Source organism: Kocuria sp. KH4 (assembly GCF_053711175.1).
The window spans coordinates 122,213-147,384 of record NZ_JBSJYX010000008.1 but is presented as its reverse complement, the minus strand read 5'-3'; the positions used below and the strand labels follow the sequence as shown (position 1 = coordinate 147,384).

Sequence of the window (25,172 nt, the reverse complement as noted above, 5' to 3'; positions counted from 1 at the left end):
GTCATCGTGATGATGTCCTTTCGAGGGTGCTGTGAGAGGTGAACTCGAAAGATCTCACGGTGGCCGCGCCCTCGTCGGCAACGACGAGCAGGGCCACCGCGCTACACCACTATCGGGGGCTCAACTCACGGGGCATGTGAACATCGCACCACGCCACGCCCCAGGTGCATTGGGCACTTGCAGCCTTGTCGAAGCAGGTGGCATGAACTATGCGGTTCAGTACTGAACTCGTACCCTCTTCCATGGCGGGGTCTGCACTCCAGGCTTGGACGTGAGATGCCAGCACCGGCACGGACTGCAGAAATATACGCCCTGCGGACCAGTAAGGCCGCGTTTCGCGTAACTGCGGGCTATTGCTCGCATGGCGCTCACGGCCGTTCGATGGCTGGCGTACCGAATCTTTGAGCATTCCGACATGTCGATCTCCCTCGACTTGTCGCACTCGGCGGGCACACATCCTGCCCGGTGCGCGGTTCACGTCTCAAGACGATCGGCCGCGAAGGAACCTAAAGGTTCCGATTGCTAACCACCATAGCCAAGCAAGCGCGTGCATGCCGCCGGCCACTGGTTGCTACGCGTCTCCGTCCATCTGACAGTGTCTTGGCGACTAGCAGGGTTGCCGGGCTGCGTGCACCGCCGGCCGGCGGTGGAGTCGGCGCCGGCCAGCGGTGTGCGCGTCGTGGGAACTCGGTCAGGTGCGGGGACGGTCCTCGGGGTCGGGGGTGCGGCCGGGCGCGGCGGAGCGCTCGTCGCGGAGCCGGTCGCCCAGGCGGGGATCGTCCTGCCCACGCCCGTCGTGCTCGTGGCGGACGGCGCCCTCGTGCGACCCCTCGGACCACTCGGCGCGGTCGGTGCGGTCGACGTTGTCGGCGCGCTCCCCGTCCGGGTCCAGCGTGGCGGCCTCCCGCCGGTGCGCCTCCGCCTCCTCACGCGCGCGGTCGGCCTCCTCGGCGCGCCGCCGGGCGTCCTGCTCGATCCGGTCGGCCTCGACGCGGGCCTTCTCCGCCTCGGCCCGGGCCGCCTCCGCCTCCGCCTTCTGCTCCCGGGCGGCCAGGCTCTGCTCCTCGCTGCGGGCCCGCAGATCAGCGGCCCGCTCCCGGTTCTGGCGCTCCACGGCGGCCTGGCGCTCCCGCTTCTTCCGGCCGGAACCCACCAGCGCGAGAATGACGAGCGCCAGCACCACGATCGCCAGCACGATCCAGATCCACGGTTCCATCGGACGGTCCTCCTCGGTCGACGCGGGATCCCCCGGTGTGAGGTCCTCACGCTCACGCGCCAGCCCGGCGGGCTGTGCTACCCGTCAGTTCAGCACCGGCACGATGTTCTGTCCATCACTGCCGACGCCCGGTACACCGGCCAACGAGGGCCGCCACGGGACCTCCGAGGTCCCCCGCCCGGCGCGCCGGCATCGCCGCAGGTCAGCGAGGTTAGCCGGAAGAGGCGGGGACGGCACGGACCGCCGATCCGGACCCGAGCCGCGGCCGCCGACGTCCGCAGCCCTCCTGCGCGACGGATTGTGGCGCGCCGTGGTTTGGCGGCCCCTCGGCCGCCCACGCCGTTCAGCGCCCCGCACGCCCGGAGGGCGGAGCATGTGCGGGCGGGGCGGCTCAGGCCAGCGAGAGCGCGAAGGACAGCGCGAAGCCGGCCGCGGTGCTCAGCGCCACGGCGGGACCGCCGTGCTCGTAGGCCTCCGGCATGAGGGTGTCCGCCAGGGAGGCGATCACGGCACCCGCCGCGAAGGCCAGCGGAAGGGAGATGGTCTCGGGGTCGCTGCCGGCCAGCGGTCCCGCCCCGAGCAGCACGGCCAGCACGAGCAGCACCCCGCAGACCGTCCAGAGCAGCACGGCCCGGCCCCTCGGCATCCCCTGCTCCCGCATCGAGGCGGCCCCCACCAGGGACTCGGGCAGGTTGGAGACGAAGATCGCGGCGAGCAGGGCCAGTCCCCCGGTGCCCTCGGTGAGGGAGACGCCCAGGGCCACGTTCTCGGGGACCCCGTCCAGGGTGACGGCGGCGAGCAGGGCGAGGCCGGCCGCGCCGCGGGTCGACGCCGCCGTGGACGTCGCGTCCCGGGACGCGGCGTCCGGGTCCAGCTTGGCGCTGCCCTGCTGCCGCTCCGCGCCGCGGGACCGGGGCCCCGGTTGCGCCCACCGGTCCAGCAGGGCGCTGAGCACGGTGAAGACCACGGCCCCGGCGAACAGCCCGGCCACCGCCAGCCCGATGCCGCCGCGCTCGTAGGCGTCCTCGAACAGCTCGAAGGCCAGCGCGGTGATCAGCGCCCCGGCGGCGAAGGAGAGCAGGACGGCGAGCACGCGCTTGGGCAGCTCAAAGCGCACCCCGATCAGCGCGCCGATCACCAGGGCGCTGGAGGCGACGAGCCCGAAGAGCAGGGTCTGGACCATGACCGCAGTGTAGGGGCCGGGGGTGCCCCCCGGCCCGGAAGGCAGGAGGTTACCGCCGGTGGTGGCACGGGGACGCGACCGGGGACGACGACGGCGCCCCGCCCACCTCGGGCGAGGTGGGCGGGGCGCCGTGGTCGTGCCGGGAGGGGCTCAGATGTTGAAGCCCAGGGCCCGCATCTGGTCGCGGCCGTCCTCGGTGATCCGGTCGGGACCCCACGGCGGCATCCAGACCCAGTTGACCCGCCACTCGTCCAGCAGCGGGCCCAGGTTCTGCTCGACCTGCTCCTCGATGACGTCCTGCAGCGGGCAGGCCGCGGTGGTGAGGGTCATGTCGAGGATCAGGGCGCCGTCCTCGGCCCACCGGGAGCCGTAGAGCAGGCCCAGGTCGACGATGTTGACGCCGAGCTCGGGGTCGATGACGTTCTTGAGCGCCTCCTCGATGTCCTCCGTGGCGAGCCGGCCCGCGGGGGCCTCGGAGGTGTCGACGGGGGTCTCAGCAGGGGTGTCGGCCATCGCTGGCCTCCTTTCGGTGCTGGTCTGCGCGGCGCTTACTCGGCCGGGACGAGGTAGCGGTCGTAGCCCTCGTTCTCGAGCCGCTCGGCGAGCTCGGGCCCGCCCTCGTCGACGACGCGCCCGTCGGCGAACACGTGCACGAACTGCGGCTTGATGTAGCGCAGGATCCGCGTGTAGTGGGTGATCAGCATGACGCCCATGCCGTTGGTCTCCAGGGCGCGGTTGACGCCCTCGGAGACGACCTTCAGCGCGTCGACGTCGAGGCCGGAGTCGGTCTCGTCGAGCAGGGCCATCTTGGGCTTGAGCAGCTCGAGCTGGAGGATCTCGTGGCGCTTCTTCTCGCCGCCGGAGAAGCCCTCGTTGACGTTGCGCTGGATCATGTCGGGGCTGATCTTCAGCTGCTCCATCGCGGCCTTGACGTCCTTGGTCCACGTGCGCAGGGAGGGGGCCTCGCCGTCGATGGCGGTCTTGGCGGTGCGCAGGAAGTTGGAGGTCGTCACGCCGGGGATCTCCACGGGGTACTGCATGGCCAGGAACAGCCCGGCGCGGGCGCGCTCGTCCACGGACATCTCCAGGACGTCCTCGCCGTCCAGGAGAACCTGGCCGGAGTCGACGACGTACTTGGGGTGCCCGGCGATGGTGGAGGCCAGGGTGGACTTGCCGGACCCGTTGGGGCCCATGATCGCGTGCACCTCACCGGAGTTGATGGTGAGGTTCACGCCCTTGAGGATCGGCTTGGTGGTCTCGTCGTCGAGCACGACGGACGCGTGCAGGTCCTTGATCTCGAGAGTTGCCATGGATGGTTCTCCTGTGGTCGGGAAGAGTGTGGGAAGGGGCTCAGTGGTTGGCGGAGGCGAGCTCGTCCTGGACGGCCCCGCGCAGCCGCTCCTCGATGTCCGGGACACCGATCTGCTGGAGGATCTCGAACAGGAAGCCGCGCACCACGAGCCGGCGCGCCTCGTCCTCGGGGATGCCCCGGGACATGAGGTAGTACAGGTGCTCGTCGTCCAGCTGCCCGGTGGTGGAGGCGTGGCCGGCCCCGGCGATCAGGCCGGTCTCGATCTCCAGGTTGGGCACGGAGTCCATCCGCGGCCCGTCGCCCAGGATCAGGTTCCGGTTCAGCTCGTAGGTGTCGGTGCCCTCCGCGGTGGCGCGGATCAGGACGTCCCCGACCCACACGCCGTGCGCGTTCTCGCCCTGCAGCGCGGACTTGTAGGTCACCCGCGAGGTGCAGTGGGGCTGGGAGTGGTCCACGAACAGCCGGGACTCCAGGTGCTGGCCCGCGTCCACGAAGGTGAGCCCGTACATCTCCACGGACCCGCCGGGGGCGTCGAAGCGGGTGGACGGGGTCACCCGCACCAGGTCCCCGCCGAGGGAGACGAGCACGTGCTTGAACGTCGCCGACCGGCCCAGGCGCGCCTGCTGGGAGGAGGCGTGCACGGCGTCGTCGTCCCACTCCTGCAGGGTCACCACGGTGAGGTTGGCGGAGTCGCCCACGCGGAACTCGACGTTCTGCGAGAGCACCGCGCTGCCGTGGTGGCGCAGCACCACGAGGGCCTTGGAGAAGGGCTGGGCGTCGATGACCAGGTGCTGGGCGGCCGGGGTGGCGTCCGTGCCGTGGATGTCGACGACGACGGGCGCGGCGATCTCGGCCTCCTGCGGCACCGTGAGCACCGTGGCCCCGACGGCGCTGCTCCACGCGTTCGCGGAGACCCGGTCCTCGGGGATGCCGGCGCTGCCGATCCGGGCGTCGTCGCGGCCGACGGTCTCCACGCGCACGGCGTCGGAGTCCACGGTCACCGCCGGCGCCGGGCCGGTCAGGGCGTCGGCGTGCAGGCCCTTGAGGCGCTTGATCGGGGTGAACCGGAAGTCCTCCTCCTTGCCGGTGATCGCCGGGAAGTCGGCCACGTCGTAGGACGTGCGCCGTCCGGCCCGGGAGGAGTCCGGGCCCTCCGCGCTGCCGCCGCGGTCGGACTCCCGCACGAGGGTGTCGTTCTCGACCTTGTCGCGGGCCAGCCGCTCCCCCTCCTGGTCCATGCCGGGGATGGCGACGCGCTTGTCCCCGGTGGGGACCCCGTCGACCTTCTCGCCCAGGTTGTCGTAGACGTCCTTGGCGGTGCCGACGGCCTTCTCGGCCACCGCGGTCGCGGCGGAGGCGGCGGCCTCCGCCGCGTTGCGAATCGTTTCGTTCAGCTTGGACATGTCAGCCAACGGATCCTTCCATCTGCAGTTCGATGAGGCGGTTGAGTTCGAGCGCGTACTCCATGGGGAGCTCACGGGCGATCGGCTCCACGAAGCCGCGCACGATCATCGCCATGGCCTCGTCCTCGGCCAGGCCTCGCTGCATGAGGTAGAACAGCTGCTCCTCGGAGACCCGCGAGACGGTCGCCTCGTGGCCCATGGACACGTCGTCCTCGCGGATGTCGACGTAGGGGTAGGTGTCCGAGCGGGAGATCGTGTCGACCAGCAGGGCGTCGCAGACCACGTTGGACTTCGCGCCCTTGGCGCCCTCGCGGACCTGCACGAGGCCGCGGTAGGCGGAGCGGCCGCCGTTGCGGGCCACGGACTTCGAGACGATCGACGAGGAGGTGTTCGGCGCGACGTGCACCATCTTGGAGCCGGTGTCCTGGTGCTGGCCCTCGCCGGCGAAGGCGATGGAGAGGGTCTCGCCGCGGGCGTGCTCCCCGGTCATGTAGACGGCCGGGTACTTCTGGGTCACCTTCGAGCCGATGTTGCCGTCGATCCACTCCATGGTGGCGCCCTCGTGGGCGATCGCGCGCTTGGTCACCAGGTTGTACACGTTGTTCGACCAGTTCTGGATGGTCGTGTAGCGCACCCGGGCGTTCTTCTTGACGATGATCTCGACCACGGCGGAGTGCAGCGAGTCGGTCTTGTAGATCGGCGCCGTGCAGCCCTCGATGTAGTGGACGTAGGAGTCCTCGTCCGCGATGATCAGCGTCCGCTCGAACTGGCCCATGTTCTCGGTGTTGATGCGGAAGTAGGCCTGCAGGGGGATCTCCACGTGCACGCCCTTGGGGACGTAGACGAAGGAGCCGCCGGACCACACGGCCGTGTTCAGCGAGGCGAACTTGTTGTCGCCCACCGGGATGACGGTGCCGAAGTACTCCTCGAAGAACTCCGGGTGCTCCTTGAGGGCGGTGTCGGTGTCCATGAAGATGACACCCTGCTCCTCGAGGTCCTCGCGGATCTGGTGGTAGACCACCTCGGACTCGTACTGGGCGGCGACGCCGGCCACGAGCCGGCCGCGCTCGGCCTCGGGGATGCCGAGCTTCTCGTAGGTGTTGCGGATGTCCTCGGGCAGGTCCTCCCAGGTCTGGGCCTGCTTCTCCGTGGAGCGCACGAAGTACTTGATGTTGTCGAAGTCGATGCCGGAGAGGTCCGCGCCCCAGGTGGGCATCGGCTTGCGCCCGAAGAACTTCAGGCCCTTCAGCCGCAGGTCGGTCATCCACTGCGGCTCGCTCTTCTTGGCCGAGATGTCCCGCACGACGTCCTCGTTGATGCCGCGGCGCGCGGAGGCGCCGGCGACGTCGGAGTCGGCCCAGCCGTACTCGTAGGTGCCGATGCCCTCGAGCTCCGGGTTCTTCTCCAGGATGTCGGCGATGACAGTGTCGTTGCCGCTGGCGATCTGTTCAGTCATGACGGCCTTCCTCTGTTGTCTGGTCTGTGGGGTGGTCCGTGGTCGTCCGGGCCGCGGCGGGTCCGGGCCGGGCGAGGGGCACGTGCGTGGTGCACACGTGCGCGCCGGCGGCCTGCGTGGAGAGCCGGCGGACGTCCGTGCCGAGCAGCCGGGCGATGAGCTCGGTCTCCAGCTCGCAGAACTGCGGATAGCGGGCGGCCAGCTCCCGGACGGGGCAGTGGCCCTGGCACAGCTGCGCGGAGACGATGGTGCGCTGGTCCCCGCGCCCCACGGCCACCTCGTTGGTGGAGGCGGCGAAGCCGTCCTGGCTCAGCAGGCGCACGAGCACCGGCAGGCGGTCGGCGACGTCGGGCCCGGCGGCCTCGACCTCGGGTCGGTAGGCGGCCTCGAGCCGGTCCACGCGCTCCTGGACGAACGCGTGCACGGCCTCGGGCCCGGCGACGCGGCGGATGGCCTCCAGGGCGTCGGTGGCGATCTCCAGGTAGTCGTCGCCGAGCTTGGCGTGACCCTCGGGGGCCACCACGTAGCGGCGGGCGGGGCGGCCGGCGCCGCCCGTGCGGCGGCGGACCATGGTGACCTCGATGAAGTGCTGCTGCTCGAGGGCGTCGAGGTGGCGGCGCACGGCCGCCGGGGTGAGCTCGAGCATGTCCCCGAGGTCGGCGGCCGAGACCGGCCCGTGCTCCAGGACGGCCCCGAGCACGCGCGAGCGGGTGTTCTCCTCCTGCTCCGCCCGCGGCCCGCCCGAGGAGCGGGACAGGCTCCTGGCGTCCGTGGTGTGGGTCATGGGTGAACCGTGCGCTTCCTGGTCGGAGGTGGTGCGGGGAGTGGTGCGCTGCGCGCTGCGTCCCGTGCGGGGACCGCTCAATACACAACCGCAGTATGTCGTTATTCATTCCGGCGGGGCCAGTAAGTGGAGCCTTACCCGGGGCCTCGCGGCCGAAATCGCGACCTACTCATAATAACTCCCCGGGGCGGCGGGGCCAAGGGGATCGGGGCGGCGGCGCGCCCCACTACACTGGTCCGGTGCCCGCCCACAGTCCCCCCGCGTCCCCGCCCGCGCTGGCGATCGAGCGCCTCGTCAAGCAGTTCCCCGCCCGCCGCCGGCGCCCCCGCCGCGGTGCGGAGCCGGGCACGGACGTGGTGCAGGCCGTCGACGGCCTGTCCCTCACCGCGCGGCACGGCGAGATCACGGCGCTGCTCGGGCCCAACGGCGCGGGCAAGACCACGACCCTGGAGTGCGCCCAGGGCCTGCAGCGCCCCTCGGCGGGCACCGTCCGGCTGCTCGGGCAGGACCCGTGGCAGGCCGGCCCGGAGCTGCGCGCCCGGGTGGGCGTCATGCTCCAGGAGGGCGGGCTGCCGCAGGCGGTGCGCCCGCTGGAGCTGCTGCGGCACGTCGCGTCCCTCTACCGCAGCCCCCGGGACATGGACGCGCTCGTGGAGCGGCTGGGCATCAACGGCTTCGACCGCACGGTGGTCCGCCGCCTCTCCGGCGGCCAGCGCCAGCGGGTGGCCCTGGCGGCCGCCCTGGCGGGCAGCCCCGAGGTCCTGTTCCTGGACGAGCCCTCCGCCGGGATGGACCCGCAGTCCCGCAACATCGTCTTCGACCTCGTCCAGCAGCTGCGCCGCGAGGGGGTGTGCATCATCCTGACCACGCACCTGCTCGACGACGCCCAGCGGCTGGCCGACCAGGTCTACATCGTGGACCACGGCCGGGTCATGGCCCAGGGCTCCGTGGCCGAGCTGGTGTCCCCCGGCGCGGACGCCCCGGCCGTGCTGGCCCTCACCCTCACCCCCGAGCAGGTCGCCGCCGGCCCCTTCCCGTGGGAGGGGCCGGGGTTCGAGGACGTGCACGCGAGCCGCTCCGACCGGACGGTGACCCTCACCGGCCGGCTCACCCCGGGGCAGCTCGAGACGGTCACCCGCTGGTTCACCGCCACCGGGACCCTGCCCGAGTCCCTGTCCCTGCAGCCCCGCACCCTCGAGGACGTCTTCCTCGACATCTCCGGACGGGAGATCCGATGACCGCACCCGCCCAGCCCCGTGCCACGCCCCCGCGCCCGGCCCCCGCTCCCCTGCCCCGGCGGGTCGCCGCGCAGTCCCGCTACGAGGCCCTGACCATGCTGCGCAACGGCGAGCAGCTGCTGCTGCTGGTGATCCTGCCGCTGATGGCCCTCGTGGCGCTGACCCTCACCGACCTGCTGGACGCCGACGTCCCGCCCGGCCTCACCCGCGTGGACGTCGCGGTGCCGGGCGTGCTCACCCTCTGCGTGCTCTCCAACGCGTTCTCCGGGCAGGGCATCCAGACCGGCTTCGACCGCCGCTACGGCGTGCTGCGCTTCCTCTCGACCACGCCCCTGGGCCGCGGCGGGCTGATCACCGGCAAGCTGGTGGCGATCGTGGCCGTGCTGGCGGTGCAGTACGTGCTCGTCGGGGCCCTCGGCGCCGCCCTGGGGTGGCGCCCGGACCCGGTGGCGGTGCTCGTCTCCGTGCCCGTGCTGCTGCTCGGCGCCGCCGCCTTCACCGGACTGGGCCTGCTGCTGGCCGGCACCGTGCGCGCCGAGGCCACCCTGGCCGTGACCAACCTCGTCTGGGTGGTGCTCGCGGCGGTCGGCGGGACCCTGTTCCCCTCCCGCACGCTGCCCCCGGCGCTGTCCTGGCTGGTCGACCTGCTGCCCTCCGGGGCGCTGGGCGCCGCCATGCGGGAGACCTTCCTCACGGGCGGGCCCCCGCTGCTGCCGCTGCTGGTGCTCGCCGTCTGGGCCGCCGCCGCGTGGGCCGCCGCGGTGCGCTGGTTCCGCTGGAGCTGAGCACCGCCCCGGCCCGCCGCCCCCGGGGTCCGCGCCCGTCCCGCCCGTGCGCGGGGCGGGGCGAAGGCGGATAAACTGGGACGGCACTCGCACCCGCCGCCCTCCGTCCGGAAGTGAAGCCATGACCCGCGCCAGCGACCCCACCGACGCCGACGTCCGAGCGGACGGCAGGTTCCTGATGCCGACCCGGATCACCCCGTGGGTGCGGTGGATGGCGGTGGCCTCCCTGCTGGCCAACTCCCTGCTCATCCTCACCGGCGGTCTCGTGCGCCTGACCGGCTCCGGGCTGGGCTGCCCCACCTGGCCCCGCTGCACGGACGAGTCCTGGACGAACACCGCCGAGATGGGCCTGCACGGGGTGATCGAGTTCGGCAACCGCCTGCTCACCTTCGTGCTCGCCCTCGTGGCGGTCCTGACGTTCCTGGCCGTGCTGCGGCTGGGCCACCGGCACTGGGACCTGATGCTCGTCGCCCTCGTGCTCGGGCTGGCCATCCCGCTGCAGGCCGTGGTCGGCGGCGTGGTGGTCCACACCGGCCTGAACCCGTGGCTGGTGGGCATCCACTACCTGATCTCCAGCGCGATGATCGCCCTGTCCGCCGTGCTGGTCAACCGGACCCGCAGACGGTCCCTGCCGGCCGTCCGCGACGCCGAGCGCCCCGGCCAGGCCCTGAGCCAGCGGCGCCTGATCCGCGGCCTCGTGGTCGCCGTCGGCGTGCTCACCGCGCTGATCCTCTACCTGGGGACCCTGGTCACCGGCACCGGCCCGCACGGCGGGGACGACTCCAGCGCCCGGCACGCCTTCGACGCCTACCTCATCACCCGGGCCCACGCGGTGCCCGTGTACCTCATCGTCGTCACCGTGGTCGCGGGACTCGTCCTGGCGCGGCGCCGCCGGTGGCCCGTGCCCGTGGCCTCCGCGCTCCACGTGATGCTGGCCGTGCTCGTGCTGCAGGCGCTGATCGGCTACTACCAGTACTTCAACGGCCTGCCGATCGTGGCCGTGGCCCTGCACCTGGTGGGCTCCGCGGCGCTGGTCTGGGCCGCGGCCCGGACCGTGGAGAAGGGCTTCGCGCTCACCGCCACCCCGGACGTGGTCGTGCGCGCCGCCCCGGGCCGGCCGGTCGCCGAGGCCCCCGCCCGCGGCTGAGCGGGCTCAGGAGCGCTCGTCGGGGGCCTCGTCGAGCAGCTCCTCCACCGCCTGCGCCAGCCGCTGGCGGCTGGCCGAGGGGATGGGCAGCAGCGGCCGCCGCGGCGGGGCCGTGGTCACCCCGCAGACCTCCGCGAGGGCGTAGAGGGAGCTGAGCGGGCGCTCCTGGCGCAGGATCTCCAGCAGCGGGGCCAGGGCGGCCTGCCACGTGCGCACCGACTCCTCGTCGCCCGCGACCACCGCGGCGCGGAAGGCGGCGTACTGGCGCGGCAGCACCGCCGCGATCCCGGAGTGCCACCCGGCGGCGGCCGGCGCCGCCTCGTGCAGCAGCCGTTCGCCGCTGACCCCGTGCGCGGTGCCCGGCTCGGCCAGCTGCGCGAAGCGGGCCCGGCGCTCGGCGTACTCGGCCGGGGTGTCGGCGGTGTCCTTGAAGGCGTTCACGTTCTCCAGCCAGGACAGCTCGGCCGCTAGCTCCACCGGGTAGCTGAAGCCCGTCGTCGTCGGGTTGTTGTAGACGCACAGCGGCAGGGACACGGCCGCGGCCACCGTCTCCACCTGGTCGGCGATCTCCTGGGAGACGAGGGGGATGTAGGACAGGGGGTTGAGCACCAGCCCGTCCGCCCCGCCGTTCTCGGCGGCGTAGGCCATGCCGAGGACCTCGCGGGTGGTCATGGCCGAGATCCCGGCGCCCACCGGCACCCCGGAGCCGCGGGCGGCCTCGACCGCCACGCGCACGACCTCGGCCCGCTCGTCGCCGGAGAGGTAGGCGAAGCTGCCCGAGCTGCCCAGCACCACCACGGCGTCCACCCCGGAGCGGGAGAGCCGGCGGACGTAGCGCTCGAGGGACCCCAGGTCCAGCCGGCCGCCCGGCTGGAACGGGGTGATCGGATAGGCCACGAGCCCGGTGAAGGTCATGCTGAGCATGCGTCCATCCTAGGACCGCCCGGGGGACGGCCCGGTCCGCGGGCGGCGCGGGCGCGCGGGCCTCAGAGGAGGGGGCCGCCCACGAACGGGTCCACGGCCAGGGCGAGGAAGACGAACGTGATGTAGGCGATCGAGCCGTGGAAGACGTACATCGCCTGCTTGTCGGTCGGCCGGCCGGCCACGGCGAGGGCGTGCAGCTTGTGGCTGTGCCGCACGAACCAGGCGCCCGAGCCGAGGGCGGTCAGCGTGTAGACCCACCCGGCGCCCCCCACGGGGACGAGCAGCAGCGAGCACACGAGCGTGGCCCAGGCGTAGAGCACCACCTGGCTGCCGACGGTCCGGGCGGTGGAGACGGCCCCCAGCATGGGGACCCCGGCGCGGGAGTAGTCGTCGGCGTACTTCATGGACAGCGGCCAGTAGTGCGGCGGGGTCCACAGGAAGATGAACAGGAAGAGCACGAGGGCCGGCCAGTCGAGGCCGCCCGTCACCGCGGCCCAGCCGATGAGCACGGGCATGCACCCGGCCACCCCGCCCCACACGATGTTCTGGGCGGTGCGCCGCTTCAGGACGATCGAGTAGAACACGGCGTAGAGGAAGATGGCCGCGGCCCCGAGCGCGCCCGCGAGGACGTTGACGCCCACCGTCAGCCACACCACCGAGACCACCGCCACGACCCAGGCGAACACGAGGGCCTCCCGGTCGGTGACCTCGCCGGTGACGAGCGGACGCTTGGCCGTCCGCCGCATCACCCGGTCCTCCTCCCGGTCGATGTAGCAGTTGAACGCCCCGGCGGCACCCGCGGCGAGCGTGCCGCCCACGAGGGTGTTGAGGATCAGCCAGAAGTCGGGCATGCCCTGCTGGGCGAAGATCATGGTGGGGACGGTCGCGACGAGCAGCAGCTCGATGATCCGCGGCTTCATGAGCGCCACGTAGGCCCGCAGCTTCCGGGGAAACGTCATCCGACCCACGTGCCGGGAGGCCGCCGCACCACGCTCGTGCCCGGTCCCGAGGACCGGTCCTCCTGCGGTGCTCGACGTCTCGAGTGAGTTCACGAAATCAGTGCTCCCGGTTGCGGTGGTGTCCCCCGCTGGGTGCGCGAGGAGGCCCGGCGGCCGCGCGCCGTCGACGCGGCGACGGACTGCGCAGCGGCTCGCGGGCGCGGAAGAAGGTCCTATACAGCATAGCGCGTGGTGCTGTCCGTTCCCGCCCCGAAGATGCCGAAGATCGACGCAGCGCCCGGCCCGCGCCGGTGGTTCCGGTCACGTCCAGGAAATCCGCGTGACCTAAGCTGGACCCAGACCGCCGGTCCAGGACCGGCGTCCGCTGCGCACGGCAGCGGCTCCCAGCAGAAAGGGCCCCGATACTCGTGACCGATCTCGATGTGAAGCTGAAGTGGACCGAGCAGGACCGGCGTGCCGTGGACACCGTCCGGGTGCTGGCCGCGGACGCGGTGGAGAAGGTGGGCAGCGGGCACCCGGGCACGGCGATGTCCCTGGCCCCGGCCGCCTACCTGCTGTTCCAGAAGGTGATGCGCCACGATCCCACCGACGACCGGTGGACGGGGCGCGACCGGTTCGTGCTCTCCCCCGGGCACACCTCCCTGACCCTCTACCTGCAGCTGTTCCTCTCCGGCTACGGCATGGAGCTGGAGGACATCGAGTCGCTGCGCACCTGGGGGTCGAAGACCCCGGGGCACCCCGAGTACCGGCACACCACCGGCGTGGAGATCACCACCGGCCCGCTGGGCCAGGGCCTGGCCTCGGCCGTGGGCTTCGCCTACGCCCAGCGCTACACCCGGGGCCTGTTCGACCCCGAGGCCGCCCCGGGCACCTCCCCGTTCGACCACACGGTGTACGTGATCGCCTCCGACGGGGACCTCCAGGAGGGGGTGACCTCCGAGGCGTCCTCGCTGGCCGGGGTGCAGGAGCTGGGCAACCTCGTGGTGATCTACGACCAGAACCACATCTCCATCGAGGACGACACCGACGTCGCCTTCACCGAGGACGTGCTGGCCCGCTACGAGGCCTACGGCTGGGACGTGAACCGGGTCGACTGGACGAAGTCCGGGGACTACGTGGAGGACGTCGAGGAGCTCTACGCGGCGATCCGGGCCGCGAAGGCCGAGACCGCCAAGCCCTCGCTGATCGCCCTGCGCACGATCATCGGCTGGCCGGCCCCGACCAAGCAGAACACCGGCGGCATCCACGGCTCCAAGCTCGGCGCCGAGGAGGTCGCCGCGACCAAGAAGGTCCTGGGCTTCGACCCGGAGGCCTCCTTCGCCGTCGAGGACGAGGTCCTCGCGCACACCCGCTCCATCCAGGACCGGATGGGCGCCTACCGCCAGGAGTGGGAGCAGAAGTTCGCCGCGTGGCGGGAGGCCAATCCGGAGCGGGCGCGCCTCTACGACCGGATCCGGGCCGAGGAGCTCCCGGAGGACTACGCCGAGGCCTTCCCGGTCTTCCCGGCCGGCAAGGACGTGGCGACCCGCTCCGCGTCGGGGAAGGTGCTCAACGCGATCGCCGACACGTTCCCGGAGCTGTGGGGCGGCTCGGCGGACCTCGCCGGGTCGAACAACACCACCATCGAGTCGGCGGCCTCCTTCATCCCCGAGGCCCGCTCCACGAACAAGTGGACCGGCAACCCCTACGGGCGGGTGCTGCACTTCGGCATCCGCGAGCACGCCGCGGCGGCGATCGTCAACGGGATCACCATGTCCTCCCAGACCCGGGCGTTCTCGGGGACGTTCCTGATCTTCTCCGACTACCAGCGTCCGGCCGTGCGGCTGGGCGCGCTGATGAAGGTCCCCTCGATCTACGTGTGGACCCACGACTCCATCGGCCTCGGGGAGGACGGGCCCACCCACCAGCCGGTGGAGCAGCTCTCCTCGCTGCGGGCCATCCCGGGCCTGGACGTGGTCCGCCCGGCCGACGCCAACGAGACCGCCGTGGCGTGGCGCACGATCTTGGAGAACCGGCACGGCCCGGCCGGGCTCGCGCTGACCCGGCAGAACGTGCCCACCTTCGCCCGCGCCGACCTGCACCCGGACGCCGAGGGGGAGAAGTTCGCCTCCGCCGAGGGCACCGCCCGCGGCGGCTACGTGCTGGCCGACACCGAGGGCACCCCGGACGTGGTCCTCATCGGCACCGGCTCCGAGGTCGCCCTGGCCGTGGAGGCCCGGGCGCTGCTCGCCGAGCAGGGGGTGGCCGCCCGGGTGGTGTCCATGCCCTGCCGGGAGTGGTTCGACGCCCAGGACGCCGGCTACCGCGAGTCCGTCCTCCCGGCGGCCGTGCGCGCCCGGGTCACCGTGGAGGCCGGGATCGCCATGTCCTGGCGCGACCTGCTCGGCGACGCCGGGCGGGCGGTGTCCCTGGAGCACTTCGGGGAGTCGGCCGACTACGAGACTCTCTACCGCGAGTTCGGCATCACCGCCGACGCCGTCGCCGCCGCCGCCCAGGACTCCCTGACCGCCGCCCAGGAGTCCGTCACCGCCGACCGCTGAACGGCGGCGCACCGACCGACCCCGTTCCCCCGAGCACGTGTCCGCGGACACGGCGCTCCGACCCCGAGGACTGACACCCATGACCACCCCCACCCAGAAGCTCTCCGACGCCGGCGTCTCGATCTGGCTCGACGACCTCTCCCGCGAACGGCTCACCTCCGGCGGGCTGCAGCGGCTGATCGACGAGAAGAACGTCGTCGGCGTGACCACCAACCCCACGATCTTCGCCGCCGCCCTGGCCGGGCACGACGCCTACGAGGCGCAGGTCCGGGAGCTGGCCGCGGCCGGCGCCGACGTGGACGAGGCCGTGCTGACCATCACCACCGACGACGTGCGCGACGCCTGCGACCTGTTCGCCCCGATCGCCGAGGCCACCCAGGGCGTGGACGGGCGGGTGTCCATCGAGGTGGACCCCCGCCTCGCCCAGGACGCCGACGCCACCGCGGCCATGGCCCAGCGCCTGTCCCGGACGATCGGGCGGGACAACGCCCTGATCAAGATCCCGGCCACCGAGGCCGGTCTGCCCTCGATCACCGCGACCATCGCCGAGGGGATCTCCGTCAACGTGACGCTGATCTTCTCCCTCGAGCGCTACCGGGCGGTCGTCAACGCCTACCTGCTGGGCCTGGAGCAGGCCCTGGAGAACGGCAAGGACCTGTCCGGGATCCACTCGGTGGCGTCCTTCTTCGTCTCCCGCGTGGACGCCGAGATCGACAAGCGCCTCGACGGCGTCGGCACTGAGGAGGCCGCGGCGCTGAAGGGCCGGGCCGGGCTGGCCAACGCCCGGCTCGCCTACCAGGTCTTCGAGGACTCCCTGGCCACCGAGCGCTGGCAGCGGCTGGCCGCGGCCGGCGCCAACGCCCAGCGGCCGCTGTGGGCCTCCACCGGCGTGAAGGACCCCGCCCTGCCGGACACCCTGTACGTGACCGGCCTGGTGGCCCCGCACACGGTCAACACCATGCCGGAGAAGACCCTCGAGGCGACCTTCGACCACGCCGACGTCACCGGCGACACGATCACCGGCGCCTACGAGGAGTCCAACGAGCTGCTGGACCGCATCGCCGGCGTGGGCGTCTCCTACCAGGAGGTCGTGGAGAAGCTCGAGGCCGAGGGCCTGACCAAGTTCGAGGACTCCTGGGCGGAGCTGCTCGAGACCGTGCGCGCCGCCCTCGACAACGCCCGCTGAGCCGGCCCGCGCCGCGCCCGTCCCGTCCTGCCCGACCCGAAGAAGGAGACCCATGAGTTCCCTGTCCGTCCAGACCTCCGGCGCGGCCCGCGAGGCCGTCGACCGGCACGTCCCCGCGCTCGTGGGCGACGGGTTCGCCTCGAAGCTCTTCGCCCAGGACCCCACGCTGTGGGGTCCCGCGGCCGAGGAGGAGTCCGCCAAGCGGCTGGGCTGGGTGGCCGCGGCCGAGGTCTCCCAGCCGCTGGTCGCCGAGATCACGGCCCTGCGCGAGGAGTTCGCCGCCGAGGGGGTGGACCGCTTCGTCCTCGCCGGCATGGGCGGGTCCTCGCTCGCCCCCGAGGTGATCACCCGCACCGCGGGCGTCGAGCTGTTCGTGCTCGACTCCACGGACCCGGAGATGGTGGGCGCGGCCCTGGCCGACCGGCTGGAGCGGACCGCGATCGTGGTCTCCTCGAAGTCCGGCTCCACCGTGGAGACGGACTCGGCCCGCCGCGTCTTCGCCCGCGCGTTCGCGGAGGCCGGGATCGACGCCGCCTCGCGCATCGTCGTGGTCACCGACCCCGGCTCCCCCATGGAGTCCTCGGCCCGGGAGGCCGGCTACCGCCGCGTCTTCACCGCGGACCCGACCGTGGGCGGGCGCTTCTCCGCGCTCACCGCGTTCGGGCTGGTCCCCTCCGGCCTGGCCGGGGTGGACGTGGAGGCGCTGCTGGACGACGCCGACGAGGCCGCCGAGGTGCTGCGCGAGGACGCCGAGGACAACCCCGCCCTGCACCTGGGGGCGGCCCTGGGCGGCACGGAGCCCCTGCGCAACAAGCTGGTGTTCCGGGACCTCGGCTCCGGGATCGCCGGGTTCGCCGACTGGGCGGAGCAGCTGATCGCGGAGTCCACGGGCAAGGAGGGCAAGGGCGTGCTGCCCGTCGTCGTCGGCACCGGCGACGCCCCGGAGACCGGCGCGGCCGACGTCCTCGGGGTGGAGCTCGTCGCCGAGGACGCCGAGGAGGCGCCGCAGGGCGACGTCGTCCGGGTGGCCGGGTCCCTCGGCTCGCAGCTGATGCTGTGGGAGGTCGCCACCGCGGTCGCCGGGCGCCTGCTCGGCATCAACCCGTACGACCAGCCGGACGTGGAGTCGGCCAAGAACGCGACGCGGGCGCTGCTCGCGGACAAGCCGCAGCCGACGCCGGCCGACGTCGTCGACGGGCCGGTGGAGATCCGCGGCGCGCAGGAGCTGCTCGACGGCACCCGCACGGTCGAGGACGCCCTCGGCCGGCTGCTCGCCCAGCTGCCGGAGACCGGCTACCTGTCCGTGCAGGCCTACTTCGACCGGCTGACCTGGGCGGACCTGGAGGACGTCCGCCCGCTCCTCGCCCGGGCCACGGGCCGGCCCGTCACCTTCGGGTGGGGCCCGCGGTTCCTGCACTCCACCGGCCAGTACCACAAGGGCGGCCCGGCCGAGGGCGTGTACCTGCAGATCACCGCCGCCTCGGGGACGGACCTGGACATCCCGGACAGCCCGTTCAGCTTCGGCGAGCTGATCTCCGCGCAGGCCGACGGGGACGCCCAGGTCCTCGCCGACCACGGCCGCCCGGTGCTGCGGCTGCGGCTCACCGACCGCGCCGAGGGCGTGGCGCGGCTGCGGCAGGCGGTCGAGTCCCTCGGCCGGTAGCCGGGCGGGGCGACCCGCGACGCTGTCCTAGAATGGGAGGACGCCACGGTCGGCGCGGGACGCCCCGCGCCGGCCGTTGTGCGTGGAGGAGCTCGAGGGCGGCGCCCGCCCGCGGGCCCGCAAAGACGTGAAGGAGTACCGTTGCTAGACAACAATGCCCGCAATCCTCTGCGGGACCCGAGGGACAGACGGCTCGTGCGGGTCGCCGCCCCGTCGGCGCTCGTGCTCTTCGGCGTGACCGGCGACCTCGCGAAGAAGAAGCTGCTGCCGGCGATGTACGACCTCGTGAACCGGGGGCTGCTGCCGCCGTCGTTCGCGCTCGTCGGGTTCGGCCGCCGCGACTGGTCCCACGAGCAGTTCCGCGAGGTCGTGCGGGAGTCCGTCGAGGCCCACGCCCGCACCCCCTTCCAGGAGGACGTGTGGCGCCAGTTCTCCTCCGGGGTGCGGTTCGTGCGCGGGGAGTTCGACGAGGACAAGGCCTACGAGGCGCTCAAGGCGACCCTCGAGGAGCTCGACGTCCACGCCGGGACGCGCGGCAACCACGCCTTCTACCTCTCCATCCCGCCCAAGGCGTTCGAGACGGTGTGCCAGCAGCTCGCCGACCACGGGCTCGCCCAGCACGAGAACGCCGCCGGGTGGCGCCGCGTGGTGATCGAGAAGCCCTTCGGCCACGACCTCGCCTCCGCGGCCGAGCTCAACGCCATCGTCGAGCGGGTGTTCCCGGCCGACTCGGTGTTCCGCATCGACCACTACCTGGGCAAGGAGACGGTGCAGAACATCCTGGCCCTGCGCTTCGCCAACCAGATGTTCGAGCCGCTGTGGAACTCCCGGTACGTGGACCACGTGCAGATCACCATGGCCGAGGACATCGGCATCGGCTCCCGCGCGGGCTACTACGACGGCGTGGGCGCGGCCCGCGACGTCATCCAGAACCACCTCCTGCAGCTGCTGGCCCTGACCACCATGGAGGAACCGCTGTCCTTCCAGGCCCACCACATGCGCGCGGAGAAGGCCAAGGTGCTCGCCTCCGTCGTGGTCCCGGAGGACCTGGCGGCGGCCTCGGCGCTCGGCCAGTACGAGGCCGGGCTGCAGGGCGGGCAGCGCGTGCGGGCCTTCCACCAGGAGCAGGACATCCCGGACGACTCGCGCACCGAGACCTACGCGGCGCTGCGCCTGGAGATCAACAACCGCCGCTGGGCGGGCGTGCCGTTCTACCTGCGCGCCGGCAAGCGCCTGGGCCGGCGCGTCACCGAGATCGCGGTGCAGTTCAAGAACTCCCCCAACCTGCTGTTCGGGGACAACGGGCACGAGGCGCTCGGGCAGAACGTCATCGTGATCCGGATCCAGCCCGACGAGGGCGTGACCATCCGGCTGGGCTCCAAGGTGCCCGGGACGCAGTCGGAGATCCGCGACGTCACCATGGACTTCGGCTACGGCCACTCGTTCACGGAGTCCAGCCCCGAGGCCTACGAGCGGCTCATCCTCGACGTGCTGCTCGGGGAACCCCCGCTGTTCCCGGACCACGAGGAGGTCGAGCTGTCCTGGCGCATCCTCGACCCCTTCGAGGAGTGCTGGACGGAGCAGGAGATCAAGCCGGAGCCGTACGCGCCGGGGTCCTGGGGACCCGACGCCGCCGACGAGCTGCTGGCCCGCGACGGACGCGTCTGGAGGCGACCGTGATCGTTTCGATGGAGAACACCACCACCTCGGCCATCGACAAGAAGCTGAGCCAGCTGAGGGACCAGCACGGTGTCGTGACGCTGGGCCGGGTGCTCACGCTCGTGATCCTCGCCCAGGCCGGGCACTCGGAGGCCGCGCTGGAGGCGGCGAACTTCGCCAGCCACGAGCACCCCTGCCGGATCCTCATGCACGTGGCGCACTCCTCCTCGGAGGAGACCCGGCTGGACGCCCAGCTGCGCATGGGCGGGGACGCCGGGGCCTCGGAGGTGATCGTGCTGCACGGCTACGGCGAGCTGGCCGAGCCCACCGAGACCCTGTTCTCGGCGCTGCTGCTGCCGGACGCGCCCATCGTCGCCTGGTGGCCGCACACCGTGCCGCCGCCCTCTCCGCACACGTCCTCGATCGCCGGGATCGCCCACCGCCGGATCATGGACTCCGCGCGCAGCGACGACGCCTACGAGACCCTCGCGGAGCTGCACCGGCGGTACGTCCCGGGTGACACCGACCTCGCCTGGACGCGGGTCACCAACTGGCGGATCCAGCTCGCGGCGGTCCTCGACCAGGCCGATCCCGCGCCCGTGCGCGAGGTCGTCGTCGAGGGCTGCGGCCGCTCCCCCAGCGTGGTGCTGCTGGGCACGTGGCTGGGCACCCGGCTCGACGCCGAGGTGACGTTCGTGAACAACCCCGGCCCCCGCCGCCTGGACCGCGTCACCCTGGTGCGCGACGACGGCGAGATCGTGCTCGAGCGGCCCGGCCGGTCCGTGGCGATGCTGCGCCAGCCGGGCCAGCCGGACCAGCAGATCGCCATGCCCGTGCGGGACCTCAACGCCTGCATCGCCGAGGAGCTGCGCCGGCTGGACCCCGACGAGGTGTACGGCGAGGTGCTGACCACCGGTCTGCGGGACGTGCGGGTCGCCCGGATCGTCGACACCGCCGGGGAGCTGGCGCCCGGGGCGGCACGGTTCCTGGCCGACCACGGCGGGGGCCGCGCCGACCCGGACGCACCCCCGGCACCGGCCGACCCCGCGGACTCCGGCACCGCCGCGGCGCCGGCCGCGCCGGTCGCCGCCGCCGCCCCCGGGGAGGACCGCGCATGAGCCCCGCGGCCGAGACGGTCCCCCACCCGGACAAGGACACGCTCGCCGCGCGGAGCGCCGAGCGGGCCCTGGCCGTCCTCGTGGAGGCCCAGGAGGAGCGCGGGGAGGCCACGGTCGTCCTCACGGGCGGCAGCATGGGCGCCGCCGTGCTCGCCGCGCTGGGCGCCTCGCCCCGCCGCACGGACGTCGAGTGGTCGCGCGTGAACGTGTGGTGGTCGGACGAGCGGTTCGTGGCCGAGGACAGCCCCGAGCGCAACTGCGTGCAGGCCGTGGAGGCCCTCGGCGGCGCGCTGGCCCTGGACCCGGACCGGGTGCACTACATGGGCAGCGCCGACGAGTTCGCCACGGCGGAGGACGCCGCCCTCGACTACCGGCGCGAGCTCGCCGCCGCGGCCGACGCGGAGCAGCGCACGGAGGCCTTTCCGGTCTTCGACCTCTCCCTGCTGGGCCTGGGGCCGGACGGCCACGTGGCGTCCCTGTTCCCCGGTCTGCCGCACGTCCACGGCACCGAGGCCACCGTGGTCGCGGTGCACGACTCCCCCAAGCCCCCGCCGGACCGGATCAGCATGAGCCTGCCGCTCGTCAACGCGGCGCGGCGGGTCTGGTTCCTGGTGGCCGGGGCGGACAAGGCGGAGGCCGTGGCGGCCGTGCGGGCCGGCGCCCCGCTGCAGCGCACCCCCGGCGCCGGGGTCCGCGGGACCGAGGAGACGCTGCTGCTCGTGACGGAGGACGCGCTCGGCGGCTGAGCCGCGGACGACCCGGCGCGGACACGACGGACCCCGGGCTCCCGGGGCGGCCACGGGATGCCGTGGCCGTCCCGGGAGCCCGGGGTCGGTCGTGCGCGGAGCGCGTCAGCCGGTGCGCGAGAGGATCAGGCGGCGACCTCGGTGAAGCGCATGGTCAGCGCGTACGCGGCGATGGACAGCGCCCACACCACGGCGGTGCCGGTGGTGAGCCGGATGAGGTTCTTCTGGGCCACCCCGGAGGTGTTGAGCGACTGGGTCATCCCGCCGCCGAACATGTCGGAGAGCCCACCGCCCTTGCCCTTGTTCAGGAGCACGAGCAGGACGGCCAGGAGGCTGGTGATCACGATGATCGCCAGGAGCACGGTCTGCAGAATTTCCACTGGGGCCTTCCCTCGGGGTGTCCGTCGAGCAGCCGCGCCGGGCGGGGCGCGGACGGTCAGGGGGTCGTGATCAGTCGGTCACGAGGTGCTGCTCGAACCTGGCAATGCTAGCAAACTCCTCGGCGTCCAGGCTGGCGCCGCCGACCAGCACGCCGTCCACGTCCTTGCCCTGCAGGATCGCCCCGGCGTTGGCGGCCTTCGCGGAGCCGCCGTAGAGGATGCGGGTCTTCGCCGCGGTCGCCTCGTCGTAGAGCCCGGCGAGCTCCGCGCGGATGGCCGCGGCCATCTCCTGGGCGTCGCCGGGGCCGGCGACCTCGCCGGTGCCGATGGCCCAGACGGGCTCGTAGGCCACGACGAGCTCGGCCACCCGCTCCGCCTCCAGACCGGCGATGGAGCCGCGCAGCTGCTCGAGGGTGAACGCGACGTGCTCCCCGGCCTGGCGGACCTCCAGGCCCTCGCCCACGCACAGCACCGGCACGAGGCCGTGGCGGTGGGCGGCGCCGATCTTGGCGTTGCACTGCTCGTCGGTCTCGCCGTGGATCGTGCGGCGCTCCGAGTGGCCCACGAGCACGTAGGTGCAGCCGAGCTTGGCCAGGAACTGCCCGGAGATGTCGCCGGTGTAGGCGCCGGAGTCCTTGTCGGAAAGGTCCTGGGCGCCGTAGACCACGCTCAGCTCGTCACCGTCGACGAGGCTCTGCACCGAGCGCAGGTCGGTGAACGGCGGGAAGACCGCCACCTCGGCGCGGGAGTAGTCGTGCTTGGCGTCGTCCAGGGTCCACGCGAGCTTCTGCAGCAGCGTGATGGCCTGCGCGTGGTCCATGTTCATCTTCCAGTTGCCGGCGATCAGCGGCGTGCGGTCGAACTGTCCGTTGGTCTGCGAGGTCATCGGGAACTCCTGTCCGCGGCGGGGGCGCCGCTCGTCGTGCGGGTCGGCAGTGGTGCGCTGGGGCGGAAGGGCACCCCGGCCGTCCGGGGTGCCCTTCCGCGGTGGTGCGTGCGGGTCAGGCGCCGAGGGCGACGACCCCGGGCAGCTCCTTGCCCTCGATGAACTCGAGGGAGGCGCCGCCGCCGGTGGAGATGTGGCCGAACTGGTCGTCGCGGAAGCCCAGGTTGCGCACGGCCGAGGCGGAGTCGCCGCCGCCGATCACGCTCATGGCGTCCGCGGCGACGATGGCCTCCGCCACCTCGCGGGTGCCGGCGGCGAACGCGTCCATCTCGAACACGCCCATGGGGCCGTTCCAAAAAATGGTCCGCGCGGCCCGGATCCGCTCGGCGAACAGCGCCGCCGAGGCGGGGCCGATGTCCAGGCCGAGGCCGGTGGCCCCGATCTCGCCGCCCACGATGTCCTCCACGGGACGGGTCTCGTGCGGGGCGTCGGCGGCGAAGGCCGCCGCGTACACGACGTCCACGGGCAGCACGATCTCCGTGCCGGCGGAGGCGGCCTTCTCGAGGTAGCCCTTGACGGTGTCGATCTGGTCCTCCTCCAGCAGCGACCCGCCCACCCGGTGGCCCTGGGCCGCCAGGAACGTGAAGACCATGCCGCCGCCGATGAGCAGGGCGTCGGCCTTGCCGATGAGGTTCTCGATCACGGCGAGCTTGTCGGAGACCTTGGAACCGCCCATGACGACCACGAACGGCCGCTCGGGGTCCTGGACGACCTTCGTGAGCACGTCCAGCTCCCGCTTGACGAGGTCGCCCTGGTAGGCCGGGAGCCGGTGGGCGATGTCGAAGACGGAGGCGTGCTTGCGGTGCACCGCCCCGAAGGCGTCGTCCACGTAGGCCCCGCCCTCGCCCGTCAGGGCCGCGAGCTCGTCGGCGAAGGCGCCGCGCTCGGCGTCGTCCTTGGCGGTCTCGCGGGGGTCGAAGCGCACGTTCTCGAGCACCAGCACCTCCCCGTCGGCCAGGGCCCCGGCCTTGTCCCGGGCGTCCGGGCCGACGACGTCGGTGGCGACCCGCACCGGCACGTCGGCCAGGTCGGCCAGACGCTGCCCGGCGGGGGCGATCGAGTACTTCGGGTCGACCTGTCCCTTCGGGCGGCCGAGGTGCGCCATCACGATGACGCGCGCCCCGGCGTGGGCGAGCTTCTCGATGACCGGCAGCGAGGCGCGGACGCGCCCGTCGTCGGTCACCGAGAAGCCGTCCAGCGGGACGTTGAGGTCCGAGCGGACCAGGACGCGGCGCCCGGCGACGCCGTCGGCGATCAGTTCGTCAAGTGCATGAGCCATGCCACTCACCCTACCCCGGGGCCGCCGCGCCGCCGCCGCTCAGAGCTGGTCGCCGACGTGCTGGACGACGTTGACGAGCCGGGAGGTGTAGCCCCACTCGTTGTCGTACCAGGCGATGACCTTGACCTGGTTGTCGATGACCTTGGTCAGCGGGGCGTCGAAGATCGTGGAGATGCTGTCGCCCTGGATGTCCGAGGAGACGATGGGGTCCTCCGTGTACTTGACGATGCCCTTCATGGAGCCCTCGGCGGCCTCCTTCATGGCGGCGTTGACGGCCTCGACGGTGACCTCCTTCGACGCCTCGAAGGTCAGGTCGACCACGGAGCCGGTGGGGACCGGCACGCGCACGGCGAAGCCGTCCAGCTTGCCCTTGAGCTCCGGCAGCACCAGGCCGACGGCGGCGGCCGCGCCGGTGGTGGTGGGGACCATGTTCAGGGCGGCGGCGCGGGCCCGGCGGAGGTCGCTGTGGGGACCGTCCTGCAGGTTCTGGTCCGCGGTGTAGGCGTGGATGGTGGTCATCAGACCGCGCTCGATGCCGAAGGCGTCGTTGAGCACCTTGGCCATCGGGGCCAGGCAGTTGGTGGTGCAGGAGGCCGCCGAGACGATGTCCATCGACGCGGCGTCGTAGGTGTCCAGGTTCACGCCCGGCACGAACGTGCCGTCGATCTCCTTGCCCGGGGCGGACAGGACGACCTTCTTGGCGCCGCCGTCCAGGTGCGCCTTGGCCTTGCTGCCGTTGGTGAAGCGGCCGGTGGACTCCACGACGACGTCCACGCCCAGGTCCCCCCAGGGCAGCTTCGCGGGGTCGGGCTCGGCCAGGAACGTGATCTGCTGGCCGTCGACGGTCATACCGTCGCCGTTCAGGGCGACCTCGCCGGGGTAGCGGCCCATGATGGAGTCGTACTTGAAGAGGTGGACCAGGGTCTCCGGGTCCGTGAGGTCGTTCACCGCGACGACCTCGATGTTGTTGCCCTGCTCGCGCGCCGCGCGGAGGAAGTTGCGTCCGATGCGTCCGAAGCCGTTGATTCCCACTCGAATGGTCACTGGGTTCTCCTGTGTTGGTCGGGATCTGGATCGTTGAACCGCCTCCATTCTACGTGGTTATCCATGGGTTGTCTTGGGGTCATGAAAGATTCAACCCAAATTCATCCTCAAACCAACATAAAACCACATTTCGGCATCCAGGCCGTCGCAAAGCCACGGAGAGGCAGATTCCCCTGCCGGGCGGGGCTCCCCGTGCGGACCGGG

At 72.4% G+C, this 25,172-nt stretch carries 22 protein-coding genes; 9 read left to right on the top strand and 13 right to left on the bottom strand.

The window, feature by feature from the left end; translation table 11 throughout:
- Window positions 1-691: 691 nt before the first annotated feature.
- From ACWCOM_RS08470 to ACWCOM_RS08440, 7 genes are all read right to left on the bottom strand, one after another.
- A complete protein-coding gene (locus ACWCOM_RS08470) occupies window positions 692-1,216 on the bottom strand; it encodes a hypothetical protein (protein ID WP_454548292.1) in 525 nt (174 codons plus the stop codon).
- Window positions 1,217-1,607: 391 nt separating this feature from the next.
- The gene (locus ACWCOM_RS08465) at window positions 1,608-2,399 is read right to left on the bottom strand and encodes a ZIP family metal transporter (protein ID WP_454548291.1); all 792 of its coding nucleotides are present in this window, start codon (window positions 2,397-2,399) and stop codon (window positions 1,608-1,610) included.
- Between the two features lie 150 nt (window positions 2,400-2,549).
- Window positions 2,550-2,912 carry a metal-sulfur cluster assembly factor gene (locus tag ACWCOM_RS08460; RefSeq protein ID WP_454548290.1) on the bottom strand — a complete coding sequence of 121 codons (363 nt, stop codon included), beginning with the start codon at window positions 2,910-2,912 and terminating at the stop codon, window positions 2,550-2,552.
- A 35-nt stretch (window positions 2,913-2,947) separates the two neighbouring features.
- Complete coding sequence (gene sufC, locus ACWCOM_RS08455) at window positions 2,948-3,709, bottom strand: Fe-S cluster assembly ATPase SufC (protein WP_454548289.1); 762 nt, start codon at window positions 3,707-3,709, stop codon at window positions 2,948-2,950.
- Between the two features lie 40 nt (window positions 3,710-3,749).
- Window positions 3,750-4,949: a Fe-S cluster assembly protein SufD gene (gene sufD, locus ACWCOM_RS08450; protein ID WP_454548302.1), complete on the bottom strand. Its 1,200-nt coding sequence runs from the start codon at window positions 4,947-4,949 to the stop codon at window positions 3,750-3,752.
- Between the two features lie 166 nt (window positions 4,950-5,115).
- On the bottom strand, window positions 5,116-6,570 hold the full coding sequence (gene sufB / locus ACWCOM_RS08445) for a Fe-S cluster assembly protein SufB (RefSeq protein WP_454548288.1): 1,455 nt from the start codon (window positions 6,568-6,570) through the stop codon (window positions 5,116-5,118).
- Window positions 6,563-7,354 (bottom strand): helix-turn-helix transcriptional regulator, encoded by a 792-nt coding sequence (locus ACWCOM_RS08440; protein ID WP_454548287.1) that lies wholly within the window; start codon window positions 7,352-7,354, stop codon window positions 6,563-6,565. Before ACWCOM_RS08440 ends, sufB begins: the two co-directional genes overlap by 8 nt.
- Window positions 7,355-7,593: 239 nt before the next feature.
- Between ACWCOM_RS08440 and ACWCOM_RS08435 the strand changes: the two genes are divergently transcribed.
- The 3 genes from ACWCOM_RS08435 to ACWCOM_RS08425 all read left to right on the top strand — a co-directional run bounded on the left by ACWCOM_RS08435 (window position 7,594) and on the right by ACWCOM_RS08425 (window position 10,524).
- On the top strand, window positions 7,594-8,592 hold the full coding sequence (locus tag ACWCOM_RS08435) for an ABC transporter ATP-binding protein (RefSeq protein WP_454548286.1): 999 nt from the start codon (window positions 7,594-7,596) through the stop codon (window positions 8,590-8,592).
- Entirely contained in the window at window positions 8,589-9,377 is a 789-nt protein-coding gene (locus tag ACWCOM_RS08430; RefSeq protein ID WP_454548285.1) for an ABC transporter permease, read from the top strand. Before ACWCOM_RS08435 ends, ACWCOM_RS08430 begins: the two co-directional genes overlap by 4 nt.
- A gap of 121 nt (window positions 9,378-9,498) precedes the next feature.
- Window positions 9,499-10,524: a COX15/CtaA family protein gene (locus tag ACWCOM_RS08425; RefSeq protein ID WP_454548284.1), complete on the top strand. Its 1,026-nt coding sequence runs from the start codon at window positions 9,499-9,501 to the stop codon at window positions 10,522-10,524.
- A 6-nt stretch (window positions 10,525-10,530) separates the two neighbouring features.
- Here ACWCOM_RS08425 and ACWCOM_RS08420 read toward each other — a convergent pair whose 3' ends face one another.
- The gene (locus tag ACWCOM_RS08420) at window positions 10,531-11,448 is read right to left on the bottom strand and encodes a dihydrodipicolinate synthase family protein (protein WP_454548283.1); all 918 of its coding nucleotides are present in this window, start codon (window positions 11,446-11,448) and stop codon (window positions 10,531-10,533) included.
- Window positions 11,449-11,510: 62 nt separating this feature from the next.
- Window positions 11,511-12,416, bottom strand: a complete 906-nt coding sequence (locus tag ACWCOM_RS08415) for a heme o synthase (protein WP_454548301.1) — start codon at window positions 12,414-12,416, stop codon at window positions 11,511-11,513.
- A 398-nt stretch (window positions 12,417-12,814) separates the two neighbouring features.
- Here ACWCOM_RS08415 and tkt point away from each other — a divergent pair, with 398 nt between their 5' ends.
- The 6 genes from tkt to pgl all read left to right on the top strand — a co-directional run bounded on the left by tkt (window position 12,815) and on the right by pgl (window position 21,319).
- Complete coding sequence (gene tkt, locus ACWCOM_RS08410) at window positions 12,815-14,947, top strand: transketolase (protein WP_454548282.1); 2,133 nt, start codon at window positions 12,815-12,817, stop codon at window positions 14,945-14,947.
- Window positions 14,948-15,026: 79 nt separating this feature from the next.
- Window positions 15,027-16,133, top strand: a complete 1,107-nt coding sequence (gene tal / locus ACWCOM_RS08405) for a transaldolase (RefSeq protein WP_454548281.1) — start codon at window positions 15,027-15,029, stop codon at window positions 16,131-16,133.
- A 52-nt stretch (window positions 16,134-16,185) separates the two neighbouring features.
- A complete protein-coding gene (locus ACWCOM_RS08400) occupies window positions 16,186-17,796 on the top strand; it encodes a glucose-6-phosphate isomerase (RefSeq protein WP_454548280.1) in 1,611 nt (536 codons plus the stop codon).
- 195 nt (window positions 17,797-17,991) lie between these two features.
- Window positions 17,992-19,476 (top strand): glucose-6-phosphate dehydrogenase, encoded by a 1,485-nt coding sequence (gene zwf, locus ACWCOM_RS08395; protein ID WP_454548279.1) that lies wholly within the window; start codon window positions 17,992-17,994, stop codon window positions 19,474-19,476.
- The gene (locus ACWCOM_RS08390; protein WP_454548278.1) at window positions 19,473-20,573 is read left to right on the top strand and encodes a glucose-6-phosphate dehydrogenase assembly protein OpcA; all 1,101 of its coding nucleotides are present in this window, start codon (window positions 19,473-19,475) and stop codon (window positions 20,571-20,573) included. The genes zwf and ACWCOM_RS08390 overlap by 4 nt, the downstream gene beginning before the upstream one ends.
- Entirely contained in the window at window positions 20,570-21,319 is a 750-nt protein-coding gene (gene pgl / locus ACWCOM_RS08385) for a 6-phosphogluconolactonase (RefSeq protein ID WP_454548277.1), read from the top strand. The genes ACWCOM_RS08390 and pgl overlap by 4 nt, the downstream gene beginning before the upstream one ends.
- 125 nt (window positions 21,320-21,444) lie before the next feature.
- On the opposite strand, the gene secG is transcribed toward pgl, so the two are convergent.
- The 4 genes from secG to gap all read right to left on the bottom strand — a co-directional run bounded on the left by secG (window position 21,445) and on the right by gap (window position 24,968).
- On the bottom strand, window positions 21,445-21,699 hold the full coding sequence (gene secG / locus ACWCOM_RS08380) for a preprotein translocase subunit SecG (RefSeq protein ID WP_454548276.1): 255 nt from the start codon (window positions 21,697-21,699) through the stop codon (window positions 21,445-21,447).
- Window positions 21,700-21,769: 70 nt separating this feature from the next.
- A complete protein-coding gene (gene tpiA / locus ACWCOM_RS08375; protein WP_454548275.1) occupies window positions 21,770-22,585 on the bottom strand; it encodes a triose-phosphate isomerase in 816 nt (271 codons plus the stop codon).
- Between the two features lie 115 nt (window positions 22,586-22,700).
- Window positions 22,701-23,924 (bottom strand): phosphoglycerate kinase, encoded by a 1,224-nt coding sequence (locus ACWCOM_RS08370; protein WP_454548274.1) that lies wholly within the window; start codon window positions 23,922-23,924, stop codon window positions 22,701-22,703.
- Window positions 23,925-23,963: 39 nt separating this feature from the next.
- On the bottom strand, window positions 23,964-24,968 hold the full coding sequence (gene gap / locus ACWCOM_RS08365) for a type I glyceraldehyde-3-phosphate dehydrogenase (protein ID WP_454548273.1): 1,005 nt from the start codon (window positions 24,966-24,968) through the stop codon (window positions 23,964-23,966).
- Window positions 24,969-25,172: the final 204 nt, after the last annotated feature.